25 protein-coding genes are annotated in these 23,707 nt (G+C 32.6%); 1 reads left to right on the top strand and 24 read right to left on the bottom strand.

Features of this window, described 5'->3' with window-relative positions:
* Positions 1–72 precede the first annotated feature (72 nt).
* The 4 genes from BXU01_RS10590 to BXU01_RS10575 form a co-directional block, all read right to left on the bottom strand.
* Entirely contained in the window at positions 73–1,098 is a 1,026-nt protein-coding gene (locus BXU01_RS10590) for a COX15/CtaA family protein (protein WP_083693181.1), read from the bottom strand.
* Positions 1,095–1,337 (bottom strand): hypothetical protein, encoded by a 243-nt coding sequence (locus BXU01_RS10585; protein ID WP_123774013.1) that lies wholly within the window; start codon positions 1,335–1,337, stop codon positions 1,095–1,097. Before BXU01_RS10585 ends, BXU01_RS10590 begins: the two co-directional genes overlap by 4 nt.
* Before the next feature lie 128 nt (positions 1,338–1,465).
* Positions 1,466–2,896: a CCA tRNA nucleotidyltransferase gene (locus BXU01_RS10580; RefSeq protein ID WP_083693179.1), complete on the bottom strand. Its 1,431-nt coding sequence runs from the start codon at positions 2,894–2,896 to the stop codon at positions 1,466–1,468.
* 14 nt (positions 2,897–2,910) lie between these two features.
* On the bottom strand, positions 2,911–3,285 hold the full coding sequence (locus BXU01_RS10575) for a GxxExxY protein (RefSeq protein ID WP_083693178.1): 375 nt from the start codon (positions 3,283–3,285) through the stop codon (positions 2,911–2,913).
* A gap of 399 nt (positions 3,286–3,684) precedes the next feature.
* Between BXU01_RS10575 and yaaA the strand changes: the two genes are divergently transcribed.
* The gene (gene yaaA, locus BXU01_RS10570; protein ID WP_083693177.1) at positions 3,685–4,443 is read left to right on the top strand and encodes a peroxide stress protein YaaA; all 759 of its coding nucleotides are present in this window, start codon (positions 3,685–3,687) and stop codon (positions 4,441–4,443) included.
* A 221-nt stretch (positions 4,444–4,664) separates the two neighbouring features.
* Here yaaA and BXU01_RS10565 read toward each other — a convergent pair whose 3' ends face one another.
* The 20 genes from BXU01_RS10565 to BXU01_RS10475 all read right to left on the bottom strand — a co-directional run bounded on the left by BXU01_RS10565 (position 4,665) and on the right by BXU01_RS10475 (position 23,705).
* A complete protein-coding gene (locus BXU01_RS10565) occupies positions 4,665–6,251 on the bottom strand; it encodes a DHA2 family efflux MFS transporter permease subunit (protein WP_083693176.1) in 1,587 nt (528 codons plus the stop codon).
* A gap of 4 nt (positions 6,252–6,255) precedes the next feature.
* Positions 6,256–7,335: an HlyD family secretion protein gene (locus BXU01_RS10560; RefSeq protein WP_055095702.1), complete on the bottom strand. Its 1,080-nt coding sequence runs from the start codon at positions 7,333–7,335 to the stop codon at positions 6,256–6,258.
* Between the two features lie 12 nt (positions 7,336–7,347).
* On the bottom strand, positions 7,348–8,667 hold the full coding sequence (locus BXU01_RS10555; RefSeq protein WP_083693175.1) for a TolC family protein: 1,320 nt from the start codon (positions 8,665–8,667) through the stop codon (positions 7,348–7,350).
* Entirely contained in the window at positions 8,657–9,286 is a 630-nt protein-coding gene (locus BXU01_RS10550; RefSeq protein WP_055095710.1) for a TetR/AcrR family transcriptional regulator, read from the bottom strand. The genes BXU01_RS10555 and BXU01_RS10550 overlap by 11 nt, the downstream gene beginning before the upstream one ends.
* A 501-nt stretch (positions 9,287–9,787) precedes the next feature.
* Entirely contained in the window at positions 9,788–10,549 is a 762-nt protein-coding gene (gene trpA / locus BXU01_RS10545) for a tryptophan synthase subunit alpha (protein ID WP_083693174.1), read from the bottom strand.
* Between the two features lie 239 nt (positions 10,550–10,788).
* Positions 10,789–11,526 carry a carbon-nitrogen hydrolase family protein gene (locus BXU01_RS10540; protein ID WP_083693173.1) on the bottom strand — a complete coding sequence of 246 codons (738 nt, stop codon included), beginning with the start codon at positions 11,524–11,526 and terminating at the stop codon, positions 10,789–10,791.
* A gap of 11 nt (positions 11,527–11,537) precedes the next feature.
* Complete coding sequence (locus BXU01_RS10535) at positions 11,538–11,858, bottom strand: gamma-glutamylcyclotransferase family protein (RefSeq protein ID WP_083693172.1); 321 nt, start codon at positions 11,856–11,858, stop codon at positions 11,538–11,540.
* 208 nt (positions 11,859–12,066) lie between these two features.
* The gene (trpB, locus tag BXU01_RS10530) at positions 12,067–13,248 is read right to left on the bottom strand and encodes a tryptophan synthase subunit beta (RefSeq protein WP_055095721.1); all 1,182 of its coding nucleotides are present in this window, start codon (positions 13,246–13,248) and stop codon (positions 12,067–12,069) included.
* Between the two features lie 11 nt (positions 13,249–13,259).
* Positions 13,260–13,883: a phosphoribosylanthranilate isomerase gene (locus BXU01_RS10525; RefSeq protein ID WP_083693171.1), complete on the bottom strand. Its 624-nt coding sequence runs from the start codon at positions 13,881–13,883 to the stop codon at positions 13,260–13,262.
* Between the two features lie 83 nt (positions 13,884–13,966).
* Positions 13,967–14,746, bottom strand: a complete 780-nt coding sequence (gene trpC, locus BXU01_RS10520) for an indole-3-glycerol phosphate synthase TrpC (RefSeq protein WP_083693170.1) — start codon at positions 14,744–14,746, stop codon at positions 13,967–13,969.
* 88 nt (positions 14,747–14,834) lie between these two features.
* A complete protein-coding gene (gene trpD, locus BXU01_RS10515) occupies positions 14,835–15,827 on the bottom strand; it encodes an anthranilate phosphoribosyltransferase (protein ID WP_083693169.1) in 993 nt (330 codons plus the stop codon).
* An 84-nt stretch (positions 15,828–15,911) separates the two neighbouring features.
* Positions 15,912–17,624 (bottom strand): right-handed parallel beta-helix repeat-containing protein, encoded by a 1,713-nt coding sequence (locus BXU01_RS10510; protein ID WP_165689776.1) that lies wholly within the window; start codon positions 17,622–17,624, stop codon positions 15,912–15,914.
* 31 nt (positions 17,625–17,655) lie between these two features.
* Positions 17,656–17,808 (bottom strand): U32 family peptidase, encoded by a 153-nt coding sequence (locus tag BXU01_RS23875; protein ID WP_255373738.1) that lies wholly within the window; start codon positions 17,806–17,808, stop codon positions 17,656–17,658.
* Between the two features lie 35 nt (positions 17,809–17,843).
* The gene (locus BXU01_RS23870) at positions 17,844–18,059 is read right to left on the bottom strand and encodes a hypothetical protein (RefSeq protein ID WP_255373737.1); all 216 of its coding nucleotides are present in this window, start codon (positions 18,057–18,059) and stop codon (positions 17,844–17,846) included.
* 64 nt (positions 18,060–18,123) lie between these two features.
* Positions 18,124–18,690, bottom strand: a complete 567-nt coding sequence (locus BXU01_RS10500; RefSeq protein ID WP_083693167.1) for an aminodeoxychorismate/anthranilate synthase component II — start codon at positions 18,688–18,690, stop codon at positions 18,124–18,126.
* 88 nt (positions 18,691–18,778) lie between these two features.
* Positions 18,779–19,228, bottom strand: a complete 450-nt coding sequence (locus BXU01_RS10495) for a hypothetical protein (protein ID WP_083693166.1) — start codon at positions 19,226–19,228, stop codon at positions 18,779–18,781.
* A 74-nt stretch (positions 19,229–19,302) separates the two neighbouring features.
* Positions 19,303–20,703: an anthranilate synthase component I family protein gene (locus tag BXU01_RS10490; protein ID WP_083693165.1), complete on the bottom strand. Its 1,401-nt coding sequence runs from the start codon at positions 20,701–20,703 to the stop codon at positions 19,303–19,305.
* Between the two features lie 293 nt (positions 20,704–20,996).
* The gene (locus tag BXU01_RS10485) at positions 20,997–22,274 is read right to left on the bottom strand and encodes a hypothetical protein (protein WP_083693164.1); all 1,278 of its coding nucleotides are present in this window, start codon (positions 22,272–22,274) and stop codon (positions 20,997–20,999) included.
* A gap of 200 nt (positions 22,275–22,474) precedes the next feature.
* Positions 22,475–23,041, bottom strand: a complete 567-nt coding sequence (locus tag BXU01_RS10480) for a YceI family protein (RefSeq protein WP_083693163.1) — start codon at positions 23,039–23,041, stop codon at positions 22,475–22,477.
* 31 nt (positions 23,042–23,072) lie between these two features.
* Positions 23,073–23,705, bottom strand: coding sequence for an NAD(P)H-dependent oxidoreductase (locus BXU01_RS10475; RefSeq protein ID WP_083693162.1), 633 nt, complete (start codon positions 23,703–23,705; stop codon positions 23,073–23,075).
* Positions 23,706–23,707: the final 2 nt, after the last annotated feature.

The raw sequence follows: 23,707 nt of genomic DNA, 5'->3' as shown, positions 1-23,707 counted from the left end.
GCAAATATTTAGCATCAATTACAAAAAAATCCTTCGGCTGAAGGATTTTTTTATTTACAGTTATTTATTTATTTATTTACTCAATCTGTGCAAAGTAAAAGTCATGGCGCTTAAAAGGAAGAAAGCCATAATTTGGTGAATTAAACCTAAAGCCAGCGGAACACTATATAAAAGTGTAAAAACACCCAATGCAAACTGTATAAATACAAAAATAACTAAAGTTTTAATTCCGTTTGACTGCGTTCTGGTAAGCGCAAATTTTGTGCTTTTGTAATATAAAAACAGAATAAAAGCCACAACAACATAAGCAAAAGTTCTGTGTACAAACTGAACACCACTTTTACCTTCGATTAAATTTTTGACCAAACTAGATTGTTCTATAAAAACAGAATCATGTATAAATTGTCCGTCACTCATTAAAGGCCAGTGATTGTGTATTAATCCGGCATTTAAACCTGCTACAAAACCACCATAAATGATTTGAATTAGTAAAGCAACCAACGCAAATCGGGCGATATTTCGAAGCGGAATCACTTTAGTAATTGTTCTTTCCGGATAAATTAAATCAAGTGCAACCCACAAAGTATATGCAAAAGTGATAAAAGCAAAAGTTAAATGTAGTGATAATCTGAAATGACTAACATCAGGATTGTCAATTAATCCACTACGAACCATAAACCATCCAAGAAAACCTTGAAAACCTCCCATTGCCAGAAGAACAACACATTTTTTGATAGTGTCACGATCCAGTTTTTTTCTGATTAAGAAATAAACAAATGGTACAAAGAAAACCAATCCAATAATTCTTCCGATAAAACGGTGAAACCATTCCCAGAAGTAAATAAACTTATAATCGGCTAATTGAAAATCGTTGTGAATGTTGATTTTTTGATACTCAGGAAATTTCTTGTATTGCTCAAAAGCTTCATTCCATTTTGCATCCGTCAAAGGTGGAAAAGTATCCGTTACCAAATGCCAGTCTGTCATTGATAAACCTGAATTAGTTAAACGGGTAATTCCGCCAACAACAACCATTAAAAACAATAAAACACAACCTGATAGTAACCAAATGATTACTGATTTATTCTCTTTTTTCATTCTTTTCCAATTAATTCAATCTCGTTAATTTTGTTTTTGCTTTTTCTTTCTCTTCTTTTTAAATAAAGCTTTAATAAAGTAAAGTTTGCTATAATATTGATAATTAATATCACTGTCATAACTATTATTCTATATTGATAGCTTTCAATATTTATTGTTATTTTAAAATAATCAATTAAAACTACATTTTGAAATATCGCACCTGTAATCATTATAGCAGATATCGAAGCAATACTCATTAAAAAAAATAAGATTTTATATTTATAGTGACTATCGTTCGTTCTATTAATTTTTCTAATAAAAATAATATTAGTTACTAAGACTACTAATATTAAAATAATACAAAAAATAGTCCCTAATAGATCCATTATTTTTTAGGCGTTAATTTTAATTTTTCTGCTCTTTTAATTATAAAATCATAAGCAGCCTGATATTCATTTGGGATATCACCTTCTAAAATAGCTTCCTTAACGGCTTCTTTCAAAATTCCAATTTCGCGCGAAGGTTTTAAATCAAATATTTCCATAATTTCTTCGCCGGAAATTGGCGGTTGAAAATTACGAACATGATCTCGTTCTTCGACTTCAACAATTTTCTTGCGAACGATTTCAAAGTTTTTATGATATTTCTTGAATTTCGACGGATTCTTGGTAGTAATATCAGCTTCACATAATGTCATTAAATCTTCGACATCTTCACCGGCATCAAAAACCAAACGGCGAACCGCACTGTCAGTCACAATATCCTGAGCCAGAACAATTGGGCGCGAACTCATAATAACCATTTTTTGAACAAATTTCATTTTGTGGTTTAATGGCATATGCAAACGTTCGAATATTCTTTTAGCCATTTTTCCGCCTAAAAATTCATGTCCGTGAAAAGTCCATCCTTGTTTTTTAGTGAAACGTTTTGTTGGTGCTTTTCCAATATCATGCAGCAAAGCGGACCAACGCAACCAAACATCATCTGTATTTGGGCAAATATTATCTACAACTTCAAGTGTATGATAAAAATTGTTTTTATGTGTATGACCTTCAATTTCTTCTACCTGATTCAAAGCCGTTAGCTCAGGTAAAATGATGTCTAAAAGTCCGGTTTTATATAAAAGTAAAAATCCTGTTGAAGGTTTAGGCGTAGATAAAATTTTGTTTAATTCGTCTACAATTCTTTCGCCAGAGATAATTTTAATACGATCTGCATTTTTAGTGATTGCGTCAAGAGAGTTTTTTTCGATTTCGAAATTCAATTGTGTTGCAAAACGAATCGCACGAAGCATTCGCAACGGATCATCAGAATACGTAATATCTGGATTTAAAGGCGTTTTAATCGTTTTATTCTCTAAATCTGCCAAACCATTAAATGGATCAGAAAGATCTCCAAATGTTTTTTCGTTTAGTGATAAAGCCAAAGCATTGATGGTAAAATCACGACGATTTTGATCGTCTTCGAGAGTTCCGTTTTCGACAATAGGATTTCTGCTGTCAAAATTATAAGACTCTTTTCGGGCACCAACAAATTCAATGTCAGTATCTTCAAAACGCAACATGGCAGTTCCGTATGTTTTAAAAACTTGTACTTTTGGTTTTTTAGGAAGTAATTCAGAAACTTTCAAAGCCAGTTCGATCCCGCTACCAACAGCAACAACATCAATGTCTTTTTTTGAACCACGGTTTAAAAGCAAATCCCGGACAAAACCCCCAATAACATAACTGTCAACGTTGAGTTCCTGAGATGCTTTCGAAATTATTCCGAAGATTTTATGTTCTAATGCTGTTTTATAGTTTGTTTGTATAGCCACGAATTCACTAATTTTTATAAAATAATACGTTTGTATTCAAGTGAGATAGAATTAAAGTTTGCTAAAATTGTCAAATTGCTTTTAGAAACTTTTAGATAATTTAGACATTGTGAAATGTGTTTGGGATGTAGAAAATCACTTGATTTTATTTCAAGTATTATTTTATCAAACAAAACAAAATCAGCATAAAATCTGTGATTCAATATTATGTCTTTATAATTTACTAAATATTCTTTTTCTCTTTCAAATGGAATATTTGCTTTTCTAAATTCATATTCTAAAGCGTCTTTGTAAACGATTTCAGAAAAACCTCCACCTAAATTTCTATGAACATCAAATAAAATTCCCATTATTTGATAACTTTCCAGTTGATATAATATTTTTGTCATGATCTAAATTTTTCCGCCACGAATTCACGAATTTTTTATAATTAATTTAAAAAAAGTTAATTCGTGAATTCGTGGCTAATACTTAGAATACAACTTTCAATTTTATATTGAATGTTATTTGGAATTTTATAGCTGCAAATTTACAACATAGAAAATGCCTATAATAATGTATTGTTGACTTTTTTGAACAAATTCACAGTTTCAGGTATCAAATTTTATTAAAACAAAATAAGATAGCGTGGAATTTCACGAATCATAGTCAATTTAAAAAGAGAAATTCGTGAATTCGTGGCGTAAAAAAGTAGCAAAAAACATTTATACTACTATCAAACAAATCAATTGCAATAATATTTTTTTAGAAATTCAATTTGTATTTTTGAGTTCTATAAAAACGCACACATGAAAATTGTTATATCGCCCGCGAAGTCATTAAATTTCGAAAAAGAATTACCAACTCCTCAATATACAGAACCGGCTTTTTTAAAAGAAGCGCGCCAGGTTCATAAAGTTTTAAAAGAAAAAAAGCCAGCTGAATTATCTGAATTAATGTCAATATCAGATAAATTATCAGATTTAAATTGGAAAAGAAATCAGGATTGGAAAACACCTTTTACGCCTGAAAATGCACGTCCGGCAATTTATACTTTTGACGGAGATGTTTATACAGGATTGGATGCGTATACAATTCCGCTTGAAAAGGTTGAAGTTTTACAAAACAAACTTAGAATTCTATCCGGTCTTTATGGTGTTTTAAAACCATTGGATCTAATGCAGGCATATCGTCTAGAAATGGGAACGAAATTGCCAATTGGTGAATATAAAAATCTGCACGAATTCTGGAAACCAACCGTTACTAAAGCTTTAAACAAAGAATTAGAAAAAGGAGAGTTATTCGTGAATTTGGCTAGTAACGAATATTTTTCGGCAGTTGATGTTAAGGCTTTAAAAGTTCCTGTTATTACTCCGGATTTTAAAGATTATAAAGACGGAAAATTAAAAATCATCAGCTTCTTTGCTAAAAAGGCGAGAGGAATGATGGTTCGTTATATTATTGATACGAATGCTGAAACAATTGATGACCTAAAAGGTTTTAATTATGAAGGATATCATTTTGATGCCAATCTTTCTGAAGGAAATCATTTAGTTTTTACGAGATAGATTTTTTAGGAAGTTGCTAAGAGGCTGATTTGCTAAGGTTCTAAGTTTTTTATTAGAGAGTCGGAGACTCGGATCATATTGTAGAGAAGGATTTCAATCCTTCAAATTCAAAAAATATTGTAGGAAACAATTTCAATCTCTTCCAGAATATCATTATATAAAAATAAAAAAGCCGGACTATTTATTTAGTCCGGCTTTTTCGTATTATAAATCAATTATTATTAATGCATTGCATCAGCAGGATCAATTTTGTTTTTTCCTTTTTTAATGAAAAGAATAATTGGTATACAGAATAAGAACATGATTCCCAAATACATGAATATATCCATGTACGACATCACTGTACTTTGTTTTAAGACTGCGTAATCTATTGCCTGGTAGGCTTTTTTAAGGGCAACATCAGCGCTATAGCCTTTCGCTTCAAAAGCTTTTTGCATTCCAATAATGCGTTGTTGAACCTGATAATTTGCAGGATCTAAATTCGTTAATAAATTAACTCTGTGTTCCTGGCTCAAACGAGTAATAAAAGTGGTAATGATTGCAATACCAAATGATCCTCCTAATTGTCTCATCATTCCCGTAAAAGCAGCTCCTTCACCAATATGTTTTCCTTTTAATGTAGAAAGCGAAAGTGTTGTAATAGGCACAAAAAGTAATCCTAAACCAATTCCTCTTAAAATCAAAGGCCAATACATATGTTCTACTCCAGTATCAGGTGTAAGACGGTTTCTCATCATAAAGGTAAAGAAGAAGAAGATTAAAAATCCTATTCCAACCATATATCCTTGCGGAACCCCTTTTTGAATCATATTACCCACAAATGGCATCATTATCGCGGTTGTAATCGATCCCGGAATCAATAATAATCCGGCATCAGTGGCTGTCCATCCTAAAATAGACTGCGTGTAAATTGGGATAATCAAAGTCGATCCGTATAAACCAAAACCAAGAATAAAACACATTACGGTTCCAATTCTTAAGTTACCATCTTTTAAAACACTTAAGTTTACAATTGGATGTTTATAAGTAAGCTCTCTCCAAACAAATAAAATCAATCCAAGAACGGTAACTACACTTAAGGTTACAATAAGCGAATCATTAAACCAATCATCTTGTTGTCCGTGTTCCAGAACGAATTGTAACGATCCAATAAATGCGGCTAATAATATAATTCCCCACCAGTCAACCTGATTTGCTTTTAGTTTTTCTCCGTATTTCGGACTTCTTACGAAAGTAAGCGCCAGAATAGTAGCGATAATTCCTAACGGAATATTGATGTAAAATATATATGGCCAGGAATAGTTATCTACTAAATATCCTCCCAAAGGCGGACCTAAGGTTGGGCCAACAATTACACCCATTCCGTAAATTGCTTGCGCCATACCACGTTTTGCCACAGGATAACTTTCGGTAATAATCGTTTGGGCTGTTACAAGCAGGGCACCACCACCCATACCTTGCACAAACCTAAAAGCGACCAGTTCCCAAATATTACTGGCGTTACCACACAAAAAGGAGCAGACTGTAAATATTATGATAGAAGCCACAAAATAGTTACGTCTCCCAAATTGCTGCGAAAGCCAACTCGTCATCGGAATTACAATTACATTCGCAATTGCGTACGCTGTAATTACCCAAGCCACATCAGTCAAAGTAGCACCAAGGCTACCTCGCATGTCTGTTAGTGCTACGTTTACAATCGTTGTGTCTACAATTTCCAGCAGTGCACAAAGTACTGCGGTAATCGTAATGATCACACGTCTATATCCGTATTCTACTAAATCGTCGTCTCCTTGTACTGCTGTCATTATTTTATTTTAAATGTACGTCTACGTCAACATTCATTCCTGGTCTTAGTAATTTTACTTTTTCAGGATCGTTTGATTCATCTAAACTAATTTTTACCGGTAATCTCTGAATTGTTTTTACGAAGTTACCCGTTGCGTTATCAGGAGGTAATAATGAAAAACGTGATCCCGTAGCAGGAGAAAATGAAGTTAATGTACCTTTGAATTCGTACTTAGGATAAGCATCAACTTTTAAGCTTACTTTTTGTCCCACAACCATTTTGTTTAATTGCGTTTCTTTAAAGTTTGCAACAACCCAGGCTTCATTATTATTGATGATATAAAATAAAGATTGTCCTGGCTGAACTAATTGTCCCGGCTGAATGTCTACTTTAGAAACCTGACCATCAATTGCTGCAGTTACAACAGTATACGTTAAGTTTAAATGTGCAACATCCAACATTGTTTTTGCTCTTTTAATATTTGCAGCAGCAACTTCAGTTTGTTTGTCTGAAACTTTAGATTTTGACTGAATCACTGATTTTTGATAAGAACTGGCTCTTTGTTGTTGTTCTAAAACACGTACTTGATTTTCAGCTTCATCTTTTGCAGATAATGCCTGCTCATATTGTTGTTTTGTAATCGTATGTGTTTTATACAAATTACTGTAACGGTTATAATCGTTTGTAATTTGTCTCAATCTAATCTTAGCACTTTCGATAGAACCACTTGCAGATCTCATTTGAGCATCAGAAACTGAGATGTTTGCATTTGCACTTCCAATATCAGCCTTTGCAGCTTCATATTGACCTTCAGCACCTAGTAATGCAGCGTTAGCTTCATCAATCTTTAATTGGTAATCTCTTTTATCGATAGTAAATAAAGTATCTCCTTTTTTTACAAAGTCATTATCTTTTACATACACTTTGCTAATATATCCAGATACTCTTGGAATAATTGGATTCATTTTTTTCTCGATTTGGGCATCATCTGTTTCTTCATGAGCCAATGAGTGCATGTATTTTGTTATTCCGTAAGTTCCGCCCACTAAAATCAATACGGTTAGTATGATGATGAATTTAGTATTTGTTTTTTTCTTTTCCATGAGAGCTATCGATTATATTTTAGAAAGATTGAATGATTGTGATAATTGTCCTGATACTGAAAGTAATTCGTAATATTTTTGAATAATAGTTGCTTTAGATACAGCAGTATTGATTTTTGCGCTTAGTTGCTCAACATCGGCCTCAACCAAATCATTGGTGTCAGCTAAACCATTGTCGAACTTATCTTTTACAAGTCTGTAATTTTCAGATGCCTGTTGAAGCGCTTCGTCATAAACAACACTTTGATTAATAGCCAGGTCATAATCTTCAATAGATTTCTGAACCTCAACTTTAATACGATCTGTCATTACAGCTTCTGTATTTTTAACTTCAAGCGCTCTGCTTTCAGCTTCTCTTACGTGAGCACTATTTTTGTAAATTCCGGAGATATCATACGTTAAACCCAGACCAAAGTTCATCGCATATTTTACAGTGATAATATCTTTAAGATCTAATGCAGTATAACCACCAAGTAATGCTAATGTAGGATAGTATGCTGCTCTTGCTACTTTAATGTTAGCTTCAGAAGCTTTTTGTTGAAAACGAATAGCTTCTAAATCTTTTCTGTTTTGTAAAGCTAAAGCATCAGATGTTGGAGCATTACTCGTTTTTAAATTAAAGAAATCCTCTTCATTAACCTGAAGTTTTGTACTTGGATCCAGCTTAAGTAAAGTAGTTAGATAAAAGTTGATGTTATTAAGGTTATTAGTAGCTTCATCAATAGATAATTGTGTTTTTGAAACTAATAATTGTGACTTCAATAAATCATTTCTTGGGATGATTCCGTTTTTCTCTAATTCAATAAAATCAGTAACACGCTGTTTGGCGCTTTTTTGATTTTCATTTAAAACATCAAGGGTTTTTTGAGCCTTATACAAAGCAGTATAATACGTAATAACTCTTAAAGCAACATCTTCTCTTGTTTTAGAAGCATTTGCATTTTCAGCTTCATATAAGTTATCATATGCATTAATGCTATTTTGAATTTTAAATCCTGCAAAAAGAGGTAAGCTTAAATTTGCCATTCCAATCATTGCTCTGTCAGGAGAAGCTAAAGAAGAACTTTCGCCCTGATTAGGCATATCAATCGACGCCTTTGTAAGACGTTGGTATTGTCCGGAAACTTTAATATCCGGATACTGATTGTTTTTAACCTCTTGTAATTCGTACTTTTTTGTGTTTACCTTAGTACTGGCAAGCGTAACTTCGTTACTTTTTTCCCAGGCCAATTTAACGGCTTCGTCCAAGGTTAAACTTGTTTTTTCTTGTGCTTCTACTGAAGATATTCCGATAAAGAAAACTCCAAAGAGCATTAATTGACTAATTTTCATAAACAAGTAGCGCTTTTATAGTTTGTTGAATGTGCTTTGTAAGACTGGTTTTAATATAATCATTGTACAATGCGTCTGTTTTTAGATTCAATAATTCTTCGAAGAAAGGTTTATTCATATGAAAGTGAAAAAAGGTTCCAATGATAGTAGGAGTAATAAGCGGAATGATAACATCTTTCCTGAAAACACCTTTTGACTGACCTTGTGTAATAATACTTTCAACAGATTTTAAATTTCCTTTTTTTAATTCTGTAAAAGCTGCCATGCTTTTTTCTCTGTTTTTTGAGTTCAGTTCAAAATGTAAAACCCTGAAAATTCCTTTGTTACAGCTAATTCTGTTAATGTAAATTTCGATTAATTTATTGACTTTTTCAATAGGTTCGAGATTTTCCTGTAATAAATTTTCCAGTTGCAGTTTTAAATCTGATGTTTTGTAGATAATTAAAGCCTCTAGCAATCTTTCTTTAGAACCAAAATAATACGAAACCATTGCAATATTTATTTTTGCATGTTTGGAGATATCCCGTATAGATGTACCTTCAAATCCTTTTTCAGAAAATAGCTTTTCAGCAACCTCAAGAATCTGAATTTTTTTATCGTTAAATTCGAAGTTTGACATGGTATTGTTTCTAATTGTGTACAAAATTAAACAAGCGTTTAATTTAAACAGTTGTTTAATTTTATTTTAACAAAATTTTAACAGAAAACCATGTAGTGGTTTTTGGAGTAAAATGCGCTTTAAGGCTAATGTTTATAGCGAAAAAGCTGAAATAATATTATAAGTTATATTATTTCAGCTTTCTAATTAACGCAATTTTGTCATTTCGATTTCTGCGATAAAAATTATTTTTTGCTTTATTCAACGTATTAAAATCCGTTGCTACGAATAGATGATTTCAACGCAATTTTACAAAATAGTTCCATAGGAACAAAATATATTGTAGGGATGGATTTTAATCCATCATTCGCCATCAGAACCCAATCTTGTAATTTCGACGAAGGAGAAATCTCCACGAGAAGCTCGACAAAGATTAGATTCTCGTTGCGGAGTTACTTGCGAAGATTTCTCCTTCGTCGAAATTACAAACTAGATCTCATTATATATTTAAAAGAAAATCAATTATCGAATCTCACCAACAAACTGCTCAATTTTTCCAGAACCGCTTTCGCTCAAATGTTTGATAAAAGCACTACCAATTATAGCTCCTTTTGCAAATTTAGTAGCCTGATTAAAAGTTTCTTTATTTGAAATTCCGAAACCAATAATTTGTGGGTTTTTAAGGTTCATATTTGAGATTCTTTCGAAATAATCTTCCTGAATGTTCCCAAAACCTGATTGAGAACCTGTAACACTTGCAGAACTTACCATATAAATAAATCCGTTCGAAACGCTATCGATAAAACGAATACGTTCATCAGATGTTTGCGGTGTAACCAGGAGCACATTTATTAATCCGTATTTTTCGAAAATTGCTTTGTATTCATCCGCATAAACATCAACCGGCAGATCAGGAATAATTAAACCATCGATACCAATTTCGGCACATTTTTTACAGAATGCTTCCACTCCGTATTGTAACATCGGATTGAAATATCCCATAATAATCAATGGAATTTTTACACTTTTACGGATATCTTTCAGCTGATCAAAAAGAATTTGAGTGGTCATTCCGTTATGAAGTGCTTGTGTAGAACTCGCCTGAATTGTTGGTCCATCTGCCAATGGATCACTAAAAGGCAAACCAATTTCGATTAAATCAACACCATTTTTTTCTAAATCCTGAATGATTTGAACGGTATCATTCAAATTAGGATATCCTGCAGAAAAATAAATAGAAAGTATCTTTTTATCTTCTTGTAATTTTTGAGTTATTCTGTTCATTTTAATATCGTTTATTTTCTAACAGGTTTCCAAAATCTGTTAGGTATGTTATTAAGTTTTGCCACTGATTAAATGATTTTCACTGATTAGCTATAAATTTATTTCACGCAGATTTAAATTGATTTAAGCTAATTCGCGCAGATTTTTTTTTAATAATTTTAATTAAATCTGCTGTAATCTGCAGAATCTGCGTGAAATAAAAAATCTGTTTTAATCTGTGAAATCTGTGGCATTATTTTTTATTTTTTTACAATTTTACTTGTCCAATTATCATTTTGATTTTCGATCAATAATAATCCGGAATCTGAATCGTTCATTTGACCAATTAATTCGCCTTTGTTATTCCAAAAAGCACTTTGTCCTGCCGAAGGAGATCCCCAGGATTCACCACTGAAATTCGACATCAAAACATTCATTTCATGTTTCCTTGCATAATTTTGTAAATCACGATACGCATTCGGAATTCCGTTTGGTGAAAAGAAAATACTGGCGATATAAATATCTGTTTCTCTTTTGCAGGCATTTTCCGGATGTAACGGATTATCAATATCAGCGCAAATAGCAAATGAAATCTTTTGGTTTTCAATCGTAATCATTGGATTATAATTGAATGAAGATTGAAAAAAATCATCTTCTCCTTCATGTAAAAACTGCTTCGTATAGATTTCAACTGAATTGTCAGGAGAAATTACAAATTCACCAATAAACATTTCCGAATCAATTTGAATTGGAGCTCCGGCAATAATTACAATATTATTTTCGACAGCCAATTTTTTTAAATGATCTAATCTTGAATCTTCTTTTTTAAAAATCAATTGTTGCGCATTTTCTCTTTCATAACCTGTAAGAGACATTTCAGGAAATGCGATTAATTGTGCTTTATTTTGCACAGCCAATTCTATAAGACGATAATGATCTAATAAATTAGCTTCAATATCTCCTCGTTTTGGTTTTGTTTGTGCAGCGGCTAGAATCATTTTTACTTCGATTATTTATTTTCTATATAAACCCACGCAACAGTCCCGGACTTCAATTTAACCTGAACTCTTTTGTATGAATTTGATTCGAATATATCTACTTTAGCTAAATCCGAAGCCAAAATATTAAAAGCAACACCATGTATAGGATCTGAAGAATCTGTGCTGGGTACAGCTACAACATAGTCTGCCATTCCAAATTCTTCTTCAATTTGCAGACTTTTTAGTTTATAACCCAGCAGCTGGTCAGGAGTTCCAGTCAGGACTTTATTAAAAAGCTGCATTTGAATTTGTTTCGATCTTAATGTTCCGTATGAGAATAACTTTTCCATAAATTACTATTTTTCTCTTTGTTTGTTTTTTGCGTTAGGGATTACTTCACTTCACTTTATTTTTTAATGGAGTTCAGTGAACTTCGTTTGAGGCGGTATCTCCCGATTTAGAAAAACAAGGCTTTTTAGCTGTAGTTTTTGTTGATCGGGAATATAGCGGATAGCCCGCCCGCCTTTTTCGGCGGGAACGCCCAAATTACGATTTATATTACAATTTAAAATAATCAATATAATTATCTAAATCTTTATCTCCACGACCTGAAAGACTGATGACTACAATATCTGTTGGTTTAAATTTCTTTTGATCTAAAACGGCAAAAGCATGTGCACTTTCTATCGCCGGAATAATTCCTTCTAATTTAGTCAATTGCAAACCTGCATTCATAGCATCATCATCAGTAACAGAGAAAAATTCGCCACGACCGGTTTGTGCCAAATGTGCGTGCATTGGTCCAACTCCGGGATAATCCAAACCTGCAGAAATAGAATAGGGTTCCGTAATTTGTCCGTCTGGAGTTTGCATTAACAATGTTTTACAACCGTGAATAACACCAACTTTTCCTAATTTACTTGTTGCGGCACTATGACCGCTATCAACGCCTTTTCCGGCAGCTTCAACGGCAATAATTCCCACTTCAGGCTCGTGTAAAAAGTGATAATAAGTTCCTGCTGCATTACTTCCGCCACCAATACAAGCAACTACATAATCAGGATTTTCGCGTCCTTCTTTTTCTTTTAACTGCCATTTTATTTCTTCGGAAATTACACTCTGAAAACGCGTCACCATATCCGGATAAGGATGCGGCCCAATTGCAGAACCAATAATATAATGTGTGTCAACCGGATTATTGATCCAATCGCGAATAGCTTCATTCGTAGCATCTTTCAAAGTTCTTGAACCTGATAGTGCCGGGCGAACCTCAGCGCCTAACATTTTCATACGTGCCACGTTTGGTGCCTGGCGTGCAATGTCGATTTCGCCCATATAAACGATACATTCCATTCCCATAAGAGCACAAACCGTTGCAGTTGCTACGCCGTGTTGACCAGCTCCTGTTTCGGCAATAATTCTCTTTTTACCCAAACGTTTTGCAACTAATATTTGCCCAATTGTATTGTTTACTTTATGCGCTCCGGTATGGTTTAAGTCTTCTCTTTTTAAGTAAACTTTGGTGTTGTATTTTTCAGATAAACGTTTTGCAAAATAAAGCGGACTTGGACGTCCTACATAATCTTTTAGCAATTGGTCAAACTCGGCTTTAAAGTCTGGCTCGCTTGTTATTTTTAAATAATTCTGGCGTAATTCTTCTACATTTGGATAGAGCATTTCAGGAATGTAAGCCCCTCCAAATTCTCCATAATATCCTTTTTCATTGACGTTAAAATTCATTTTTTGAAATTTTAAAGGTTGACAATTTCAAGTTTTCTTTTGAAATTGGTTAATAAGTTTTTGTTTTTTAATCCAGGTTCGATTTCAAATCTACTGTTTACATCAATAGCGTAAACCGGTAATTTTAGATTTTTAATCGCTGCTATTTCTTCTATTCCAATACCGCCGCTTAAGAAAAAGGGCTTATCAGATTTATAATTTTTTAATATTTTCCAATCGAAAGTCGTTCCGTTTCCTCCCGGTAATTTTCCTTTAGTATCAAACAGAAAATAATCACACACATTTTCGAAAGGTTTTAAAACTTCAAAATCAAAATTGTCTCCAACTGAAAACACTTTTATGATTTCGATTTCCTTATTGATTTTATTTTTTAATTCCTCACAATATTCAACAGATTCATCTCCGTGTAACTGAACCGCTTGTAAATTGTGTTCTTTTATTTTGATTATAATATTCTCAATAGATTCATGTACAAAAACACCTGTTTTTTTGATAGTTTTTATAAGTTCTGGAATTGTTCCTGTAAAATATCGAGCAGATTTCTCATAGAATATAAATCCCATATAATCGGGTAGGAGTGCGCCTACTTCGAGAATATTCTCAGGATATTTCATGCCGCATATTTTGAGTTTCATTGTTTTGATGCTTTAAGCTTTAAGCTGTAGGCTTTAGGCTAAATTAGTAATTTTAAGAAGGCTTATTGCTTGAAGCTTAAAGCCTACAGCTGACTAATAAAGTCAATAGCTGCTTTCCCGGCATTGTCGGTTTTCATGAAGTTTTCTCCAATTAAGAAACCTTTATAACCGTAAGGTCTTAGTTCATGAATGGCTTCGATGGATGAGATTCCACTTTCGGATACTTTTACAAAATCATCCGGAATTTGCGATGCCAGTTGTTTACTGAAATCAAGGCTTACTTCAAAAGTTTTTAAGTTTCTGTTGTTTACACCAATCATATCAAGAGTTGGCATAATAGATTTTTCCAGTTCTTCCTGATTGTGAACTTCCAATAGAACTTCTAATCCTAATTTCTTTGCAAATTCTGATAATGATTTGATTTCTTCGCGTGTTAGAACTGCTGCAATCAATAAAATTAAATCGGCACCAAATGCTTTAGCTTCCAGAATTTGGTATTCATCGACAATAAATTCTTTTCGCAATAGCGGAATATTTACGCTCGCCCTTGCTAAAAGTAAATCATCAAGAGAACCTCCAAAATATTTTCCGTCCGTTAAAACCGAAATTCCGCAAGCACCTGCATTTTCGTAACCTTTAACTACTTCTTCAACCGTAAAACTATGATTGATTACTGATTTTGATGGAGAACGACGTTTGTGTTCTGCAATAATTCCTGTTGAACTTGTTCTTAGTTTTTGACTTAAAGAAATGGTTTCTCTTTCAAAAAAAACAGAACTTTCCAATTGCGAAACCGGAATGATCGATTTTTTAAGAACAACTTCTCGTTGTTTATCAAATATTATTTTATCTAAAATATTCATGATTTTTTTGTTTCAGGTTTCAGGTTTCAAGTTTCAGGCTGCGTTCCAATAACTTGAAACCTGAAACAAAGAAAACTTGAAACTAAATTTACTTATTTAATTCTTTCAATTTATTTAACGCTTTCAATCCTCTTCCGGAGAAGAGACTTTCTTTTGCCAATTCAAATCCTTCTAGTGGAGAGCATTTTGTAACGGTAGCAATTGCCATTGCGGCATTTGCACAAACTACATTGTTCTGTGCCTCAGTTCCTTTTCCGGATAGAATATTAATGAACATATCAGCGGATTGTTCGATGGTTTTTCCGCCTTCGATTTCGTTTTGTGATAAAAGTTTAACGCCAAAATCTGAAGGATTTAACATTCCTTCCATATTTGATGTGATCGTTTTGGTTGGACCTGTTAAGGAGATTTCATCATATCCGTCAAGCGAATGTAAAATCGTGAAATTGATATCCGTATTTTGATATAAATAAGCATACATTCTAGCCAGTTCCAAATTAAAAACTCCAACCAATTGATTTTGTGGAAATGATGGATTTACCATTGGTCCCAACATATTAAAGAATGTTTTTACTGCCAATTCTTTTCTAATTGGTCCAACATTTTTCATCGCCGGGTGAAATAGGGGAGCATGTAAAACACAAATTCCCGCTTTGTCCATACAATTTTCTAAAAACGCAGCATCGTTGCTGAATTTGATTCCCATTTTTTCCATGACATTACTCGATCCTGAAATCGATGAAACGCCATAATTTCCGTGTTTTGCGACTTTTATTCCTGCTCCGGCTGAAATAAAAGATGCCAAAGTTGAGATGTTGAACGTATCTTTTCCGTCACCACCAGTTCCGCATAAATCGATTGTATTGTAAGCTGATAAATCAACACGAACGCATAATTCTAATAAAGCTTCACGAAAACCCGAAAGTTCATCAATTGTAATGCTTCGCATCATAAAAACAGTCAAAAATGCCGAAATCTGACTTGGATTATATTGACCGCTCGAAATATTAATCAACACGTTTTTTGCTTCTTCTTTAGTAAGAACTTCGTGGTTGATTAATTTGTTTAATATAGTTTTCATTTTTTTTCTTTTTATTAATAATTTCGGTCTGTAATCATCTTCAATTCGATTAGAAATATTAATTATCAGATTTAGTTATACAAATTAGATTTTAATAAATTTTCCAGAATCTATAACTGATTTACCATTCATAATAATGTACAAGTAAGCTCCTTTATTAAGATTAGCAGGTGTTTTCCATTGATAAGATGATGTTGATTCGTTTAACTTAATTTCATCTATATTTTTACCATTGATATCGAAAAATTTGATTGAATCAAATGCCGAATTTTCATTAGTTTCAAAAGATAAATAATTGGTAGTTGGATTAGGGAAAACTTTTACACTTGTCACTTTAGGTTTTGTAATTACTCCTGTAGATAAATTTCCTCCCAATTCTTTTGCGCCAATATCTACGATTGTGCCATTCCATACAATTATTGAAGGATCCCCGGCATTGACCGCTGGTGAATCACTTCTTAAAGAGCAAAAAGTGCTTTCTGTTTGAATAGTAGATTCAAATTCTGGGTCAACAAATATGTTATAATAAGCATCAGATGGGATGTTATTTTTATTTACTGTAATTACCGAACCAACACCAACTGGTAAAAGATTTCCAACTCCCGAACCATTATTATATATTAAATTATAGGAAACTGAATCTGGTTTGTTTACTCCTTGAGAATGAATTCCATAGTACAAGTTATTAGTTATAATGTTGGAATTGATAATTGGATTTGTTATCTTGAATGTCTCATTATCATATAGCCCAATACCATTTTGGTTAAACATTACTGTATTGTTAACAATAGTTGGTTTGCTATATTCAGTAAATATTCCATAATACTTATTATTAAATACAATATTTCGTTCTACTCTTATATTAGATGAAACTAATATTCCCATATAATTACAATTATAAACTGTATTTCCTTCTACAATTATAGAATTGGAATCCATCCCAATATAAATACCGAATAATGTATTATCATGTACTTCATTATTGCGAATTATTATTTTGCCAGTTCCTCCAGATAAAATTCCGTAAGAACAATTGTAAATTTTATTGTTAATTATATTAACATTCCCATTAGAAGAACTACGAGTTCTTATCGCTTCCTTATTTGAATTCCTAATAATAGAATTAGTCAAGTTAAAGTTGCCATTTATATTTATAAAGGATTCGTAGTTATTATTAATATCATAGATTTTACCATATTCTATAATGCAATAGTCCATTATTGATGTTGTTGTACTATTGATTGTTATCTGGTTCCAATCTTGATTTGTTGGAATAGCTTTAGCAGATGTGAATTTAATATAATTGTCTTTAGAACCATTTGCAAGTATAGTCCCATTCACAGTTAGGGAGTAATAACCATCAAATTTTATTTCAACACCTTTCTCGATAGTTAATGTTTGACCAAACGGGACAATAATATCTCCTGTTACTTTATAAGTATTTCCTTTGGTCCATGCCCCACTTACATTACCACTTACAAGAATTAAGTTATTAGAAGACAGTGTTACATTATTTAATACTAAAGCGGTACTAACAAAAACGTTTAATAATTCATAGGTTTGGTAACCTGATTTTTCATATTTAATATTGTAAACTCCATTTGCCAAATTTGCAATAAAATTACCGTTTGATTGTGATGTGGTTTGCGCCTGTACAGCACTTGGCGAAACTGGAGTAAACGTAATTAAGCAATTTGAAAAATCGGTTAAATTATCTAAAAAGACATTGCCACTAACATCTGTAGCGAAAATTTTTGACGAGATTAAAATCAATAAGAGTAGTAAAGTTTTTTTCATTTTTTTTTGTTTATTATTTAAAGTTAAAATTTTAGTGTTCATCTCCCTGATAAATCCACATGGGTTGTGTTTTTACTGCGCGTTCAAATCCATTTTTTTTGTAGAAATTAACAGATCTTCCGTCAGCGGTTAACATTTGCATATGAAAGTGACTGTACTTTTCCTGCATTTTGTCCATAATCATTTTTCCAATTCCTTTTCCATGATAATCTGGAAGCACTAATAAATGTGGATAATAACGGTTAAGAATCCATCAGAAATTGCATTCTCAAGTCCGACTAATTTTTTTTCTTCCCAAGCCGTAATTAAGGTTTCTGAATTTATAAGTGCATTGTATAATTCATTTGGTTTATTAGCCGAACTCCATTCATTTGCTTTGTATAAAATCAGAATATCTTCGATGTTGACTTCTTTAGTTTCTGAAATAGTTATCATTTTTTAAGGTTCTGAGTTACTAAGCTTTTTTTCTGAGACTACATACTGTGACTGAAACTGTAAACTAGCTATTAATCCAATTTTCTAAAATTAATTTCCCCTTCGGAGTCAAAACACTTTCCGGATGAAACTGAACGCCTCTTACATCAAATGTTTTGTGTCTTAGCGACATAATTTGTCCGTTTTCATCTATTGAAGTTGCTTCAAGAACATCTGGCAGATTTGCATCAACAACCCATGAATGGTAACGTCCTACTTCGAATTCGTTTCCTAAACCTTCGAACAAAATTTCATCTGAAACTACTGTTTTTACGTTTGTTGCAACACCATGATATACTTTATCAAGATTAGAAAGCGTTCCTCCAAAAACTTCTCCAATGGCTTGTTGTCCTAAACAAACTCCTAAGATGCTTTTTGTTGGTGCATATTTTGCGATTACTGCTTTTAATAAACCGGCTTCATCCGGAATTCCTGGACCTGGAGAAAGTAATATTTTATCGAAAGTGGCGATTTCGTCAATTTCGAATTCGTCGTTTCTATAAACTGTAACTTCGCAATCTAAATCTTCTAAATAGTGCACTAAATTATAAGTGAAACTATCGTAATTGTCTATAACTAATATTTTTTTCATGATTTTATTTTTGTTTCAGGTTTCAAGTTTTGTTTGTTTCACGTTCCAATAACTTGAAACTTGAAACCTGAAACTTGAAACTAATTTTTTATTTTTCTCGAACGTATTTTTCTGTAATAATGCGATCAATTCCTAATTTCTCTACTTTTTCAATTCCTTTTTGAGTTAAGGTGTCATTTTTAATTTTCACCACAAACTCAAATTTTCCATTTTCCCATTGTCTGTTATTGAAGAACTCTAAATTCTCAGTATAAATACTATCTTTTAAAGTATATTTTCCGCCTCCGCCAAAGAATACTGCATTTGTTGAATCTTTACCATTATTCAAATCATGATTGAAAAATGCAAAATGACTATCATTTATAATTTTTATCATCTTCGTTTTTGCATTGAAAGTCGAGAACGTTGAATCTTTTTCAGTGGTTTCTGCTGATATCAGACGCCAGGTTCCAACTAACGGAATTACTGTTGTTTCTTTCTTAGATTCACATGATACTAAAAGAACGAAAGCAAAAGCAATGGCAATTAAATTTTTCATAGGTTTTATGGTTTATTGTTTGTTTTGTTTCAAGTTTCAGGTTTGCAACTGTGACTTAAAACTGCGACTTAAAACTAAATTTTCTCCGCCATTTCCAGCGCTGTATTCAAGGCTCTTAATTTATTATATACTTCCTGCATTTCGCTTTCTTCGTCAGAACTTGCTACGATTCCAGCTCCGGCCTGACAATGTAATTGGTGGTTTTTGCTCAGGAAAGTTCTAATCATAATTGCGTGATTAAAATTTCCTTCAAAATCCATGAAACCAATTGCGCCTCCGTAAAAATTACGATTTGTTTTTTCGTAATCTTCTATTAATTGCATGGCTCTGTGTTTTGGTGCGCCGCTTAAAGTTCCTGCAGGAAAAGTATCTGCTACAACTTGCATCGTAGTTGCTTTTTCGTGTAAATGTCCTGTAACTTTAGACACTAAGTGAATAACATGTGAGAAAAACTGAACTTCTCTGTATTTCTCTACATTTACATCATGTCCGTTTCTGCTTAAATCATTTCTCGCCAAATCGACCAACATTACGTGTTCGCTGTTTTCTTTTTTATCCTCAGAAAGTTGCTTGGCTAAAACTGCATCACGCTCATCATTTCCGGTTCTTTTAAAAGTGCCGGCGATTGGATGAATTTCGGCTTTTCTGTTTTTTACGATAATTTGTGCTTCGGGCGAAGAACCAAATATTTTGAAATCTCCATAATCAAAAAAGAATAAATAAGGAGATGGATTGATACTTCTTAAAGCGCGGTAAACGTTAAATTCGTCCCCTTTAAAACCTTGAGTAAAACGACGTGATAATACCAATTGAAAAACGTCTCCGCGGAAACAGTGTTTTTTGGCTAAAGCCACATTGTGTTTGAATTCGTCGTCAGTTAAATTAGAGAAACCTTCGCCTTCTTTAGAGAATTTATATGATGCAATATTTCTGGATTGTAATAATTGCTCGATTTCCGAAATGTTATTTCTTCCATCAACACTGTGACAAAAAATATAAGCTTCATTTTTAAAGTGATTTATGGCGATGATGTTTTGATAAACTGCATAAAACACATCCGGAATTAAAGTTGCACTATCTTTTTTAGCGATAGAAACTTTCTCGAAATAGCGAACGGCATCGTAAGAAATATATCCAAATAAACCATTATTGATGAATTTAAAATCGTTTTTCTCGGATTTAAACTGGCTCGAAAATTCCTGAATTACTTCCGGAATATTGGTCGAAGCGTCAATAGAAATTTGTTCAGTTGTTCCGTCAGGAAAAGTTTTTGAAATGATTTCATTTTCAATTTTAATAGTCGCAATAGGATTACAGCATATGTATGAGAAACTATTGTCATTTCCGTGATAATCACTACTTTCTAATAATAAACTATTAGGAAATTTGTCCCTGATTTTAAAATAAATACTTACCGGCGTAATCGTATCTGCCAGAATTTGTTTGTAATGTGTGTTGAGTATAAATGGTTTCAAAGTATGTTGTTTTTTAGTTTAATAATTTTGCTTGAGTTTTTACCAAAAAAAAAGGCTTGTCGTGATGACAAGCCTTTTATATTTATAGTTTTACAATACCATAGGAAGCTTTGTTCACGACGTTTGACGTAAATTCTTCCACCACCAAGTATTGTTCATTATTGTTTTCATATCTTATTTTGATGTCACAAATATATAAATGTAATTTGAATTACGGTATATAAATTTTTAAAAAAATCTTTTGATAATTCATGAAATTGTTAAATTCTATCAAAATTTATTCTTTTAAAGACTTAATTTCCAATTGCGATCGTATTATTTTGGTTCATTCTAAAGTCAGGATTACCTTTTATATTAGGCAATGTAAACAATTCAACATTCTTTATTCTTGTAAAATTAATCTCAAAATCAGGATTATTATAATATTTCTGAATTGTTGCATTTGCACCTCCGGCTTCGCTTGTAATTCCGCCATTGCAATTATTAACGATTAAGTTTTTGAAAGCAATTTTAGCTAAATTAACTTCTCCATTTCCAATATTTCCTTCCAATAACGCAAAAGGAGAGAAGCCTGAAATAATGCTATTAGATAAAGTAAAAAAAGTATCTTCTCTTACATAAACAGATTCTCTGACAAGACCTTGGTTGTTTTCTTCTAAATTCACCAAAGTAATGTTGCTGGCATTTATTTTGGTCATTTTTTTAGTCATATCAGTGTTTGCTATTTTGTCGTACGAATCTACTTCAAAACATCTCGATCCTGAAACATCAGATGAAAATGGATGGCGAATAGCAATACTATTATTGATATTAATCTGAGCTCCTTGTGTAAAATCGAAATCATCATCTGTGGTTCTGTATGAAACAAGGTTGTTCATATTTAAATCTCCACCATAACATTCGAAAGAATCATCGTTAGAAAAGCTAATCTGAATATTACTTAAAACTGTTTTTCTTCCAACACCCGCTAATGAAAGTCCGTTAAGTTCCTTTGCAGCGCTTAATTTTCTTCCGGAATATTCAATACGAACATATTTTAAAATTCCTGAATTATCTTCAGCATCCTGTCCTCCGTAATGATTTAACATTGGTTCTAAATCAAAAGGTAATGTATGTATACCACCAATCGTGTTTATTGGTGCTTTTCCAAGTATAATGATTCCACCCCAATCTCCGGGTTTTCTATCTGCAATTTCTTTGTTTGAAGTAAAAACAATAGGATCAGTTTCCAGGCCTTCAGCGATGATTTTTGAACCATTGGTAATAACAAGTGTTCCACAAGTTTTGTCGTCACCACGAATAACTGTTCCGGGCTCTATAGTTAAAACTGCATTTTTGGTTACGTAAACAACTCCAACCAACTGATAGGTATTACGTTTGGTTAGTTTGGTGTCTTTATCAATAGTTCCTGCGATAATGTTTGTAGCTTCGCTATATTCAGTGTTAGCTGGTTTAAAATTGGTCCAGTTATTCATCCAGTTAGTGTTGCCAATAATTCCTTTAGGTTGTTGGGCTTGTATAAATAAAGTGCTTAGAAGAGTAATAATTACAATACATGTTTTTGTTTTCATAACTATGATTTTGAATTTCTAGTTTTGTTTTTTAATTAGCCCAAAATTAGAAGCCAAATGTTAATCAAACCCCTGTATGTTGTTACGAAAGTGTTACGTGATTGTTAAGCAGGTTATGTTTTTGAAAATAAATAAAAAAAACAAACCCCAATAGTTATTAGCTATTGGGGTGTTATTATAAGAATTAGTAAGTCTTAAAATTAGAATTTTAAAGCTACTGTTAATTCAAAATCATCATTGATAGTTTTGTCTCCTAAGTTTTCGAAGAAGTTACCAGAGTTGTATTTGATATCGTATTTAGTTCTGTCAACTTTGAAAGCTGTTGTAGCAGTATTTCCGTTTACAGCGATGTCAAAAGTTACTGGTTTAGTAATTCCTTTGATAGTTAAATCAGCAGTTACTGTATAAACGTCAGTTGTTTTAGCTCCGATAGTTTTGAAAACTAATTTTGCAGTTGGGAATTTGTCAGTTCCAAAGAAATCGTCAGCTTTTAAGTGACCATTCAATTTTCCTTGGTATTCACCAGTTAAGTCAGTTGAAGTTAAAGAAGTCATATCAACAGTGAATGAACCACCAGTTAATTTTTTTCCTTTAAAAACTACAGCTCCATCTTTAAAGTTTACAGTTCCAGAGTGCTCTCCAGTTACTTTTTTACCTACCCATTTGATAGTAGATGCTTTTACGTCGATTTTTTTAGTTTGAGCATTTACTGAAATACTAGCCGCTGCTACGAATAATGCTATTGCAATTGTTTTTAAATTTTTCATGTTGTTAAAATTGATTTTGGATTAATAATAATTATATAGTGATAAATAATTCCTCGTGAGATTTTCTAACTTTTTTGTAATGTTGAGCGTCGTCCTCATCATGTCTGTATCCTACAGTAGCAATTACTGAGGCGTTTAAACCTAATTTATCTAAACCTAAGATTTCATTGAATGCAGCAGGATTAAATCCTTCCATTGGTGTTGCATCAATTTTTAATTCAGATGCAGCACTTAATAAAGTTCCTAAAGCGATATAAGTTTGTTTTGCTGTCCAGATATTTTTAGCATCTTGAGATAAGTTTGCAATTGTACCTTTCATCATATCAGCAAATCCAGCCAAAGCATCAACAGGAACACCTCTTGTTTCGCTGATATTCTTGATGTAGGCATCTACAGATTCTGCTCCTGCATTTAAGTCGTTTGCAAAAACAAATAGTTGCGAAGCATCTGTAATTTGAGTTTGTCCGTAAGCAGCAGCTTTTAATTGCTCTCTAATTTCCGGATTTTCTACGATAATTACTTTGTAAGGCTGTAATCCGTATGAAGAAGCAGCTAATCTAACAGCTTCTTTTAATGTATTTAAATCTTCAGTAGATATTTTTTTGGTTGCATCAAATTTTTTAGTTGCATATCTCCAGTTTAGATTGTCTAATAATGTGCTCATAA

Origin of the sequence: [Flexibacter] sp. ATCC 35103 (assembly GCF_001975985.1) — a bacterium.
Classification (GTDB): domain Bacteria; phylum Bacteroidota; class Bacteroidia; order Flavobacteriales; family Flavobacteriaceae; genus Flavobacterium.
Note: the sequence above shows the minus strand (reverse complement) of the source record. Positions and strands in the feature narration are given on the sequence as shown.

Bases quoted from the DNA above. Each gene is read 5' to 3' on its own strand.
- BXU01_RS10590 (WP_083693181.1), bottom strand. From the start codon at position 1,098: ATGAAAAAAGAGAATAAATCAGTAATCATTTGGTTACTATCAGGTTGT.
- BXU01_RS10585 (WP_123774013.1), bottom strand. From the start codon at position 1,337: ATGAGTATTGCTTCGATATCTGCTATAATGATTACAGGTGCGATATTT.
- BXU01_RS10575 (WP_083693178.1), bottom strand. From the start codon at position 3,285: ATGACAAAAATATTATATCAACTGGAAAGTTATCAAATAATGGGAATT.
- yaaA (WP_083693177.1), top strand. From the start codon at position 3,685: ATGAAAATTGTTATATCGCCCGCGAAGTCATTAAATTTCGAAAAAGAA.
- BXU01_RS10565 (WP_083693176.1), bottom strand. From the start codon at position 6,251: ATGACAGCAGTACAAGGAGACGACGATTTAGTAGAATACGGATATAGA.
- BXU01_RS10560 (WP_055095702.1), bottom strand. From the start codon at position 7,335: ATGGAAAAGAAAAAAACAAATACTAAATTCATCATCATACTAACCGTA.
- BXU01_RS10555 (WP_083693175.1), bottom strand. From the start codon at position 8,667: ATGAAAATTAGTCAATTAATGCTCTTTGGAGTTTTCTTTATCGGAATA.
- BXU01_RS10550 (WP_055095710.1), bottom strand. From the start codon at position 9,286: ATGTCAAACTTCGAATTTAACGATAAAAAAATTCAGATTCTTGAGGTT.
- trpA (WP_083693174.1), bottom strand. From the start codon at position 10,549: ATGAACAGAATAACTCAAAAATTACAAGAAGATAAAAAGATACTTTCT.
- BXU01_RS10540 (WP_083693173.1), bottom strand. From the start codon at position 11,526: ATGATTCTAGCCGCTGCACAAACAAAACCAAAACGAGGAGATATTGAA.
- BXU01_RS10535 (WP_083693172.1), bottom strand. From the start codon at position 11,858: ATGGAAAAGTTATTCTCATACGGAACATTAAGATCGAAACAAATTCAA.
- trpB (WP_055095721.1), bottom strand. From the start codon at position 13,248: ATGAATTTTAACGTCAATGAAAAAGGATATTATGGAGAATTTGGAGGG.
- BXU01_RS10525 (WP_083693171.1), bottom strand. From the start codon at position 13,883: ATGAAACTCAAAATATGCGGCATGAAATATCCTGAGAATATTCTCGAA.
- trpC (WP_083693170.1), bottom strand. From the start codon at position 14,746: ATGAATATTTTAGATAAAATAATATTTGATAAACAACGAGAAGTTGTT.
- trpD (WP_083693169.1), bottom strand. From the start codon at position 15,827: ATGAAAACTATATTAAACAAATTAATCAACCACGAAGTTCTTACTAAA.
- BXU01_RS10510 (WP_165689776.1), bottom strand. From the start codon at position 17,624: ATGAAAAAAACTTTACTACTCTTATTGATTTTAATCTCGTCAAAAATT.
- BXU01_RS23875 (WP_255373738.1), bottom strand. From the start codon at position 17,808: ATGATTATGGACAAAATGCAGGAAAAGTACAGTCACTTTCATATGCAA.
- BXU01_RS23870 (WP_255373737.1), bottom strand. From the start codon at position 18,059: ATGATAACTATTTCAGAAACTAAAGAAGTCAACATCGAAGATATTCTG.
- BXU01_RS10500 (WP_083693167.1), bottom strand. From the start codon at position 18,690: ATGAAAAAAATATTAGTTATAGACAATTACGATAGTTTCACTTATAAT.
- BXU01_RS10495 (WP_083693166.1), bottom strand. From the start codon at position 19,228: ATGAAAAATTTAATTGCCATTGCTTTTGCTTTCGTTCTTTTAGTATCA.
- BXU01_RS10485 (WP_083693164.1), bottom strand. From the start codon at position 22,274: ATGAAAACAAAAACATGTATTGTAATTATTACTCTTCTAAGCACTTTA.
- BXU01_RS10480 (WP_083693163.1), bottom strand. From the start codon at position 23,041: ATGAAAAATTTAAAAACAATTGCAATAGCATTATTCGTAGCAGCGGCT.
- BXU01_RS10475 (WP_083693162.1), bottom strand. From the start codon at position 23,705: ATGAGCACATTATTAGACAATCTAAACTGGAGATATGCAACTAAAAAA.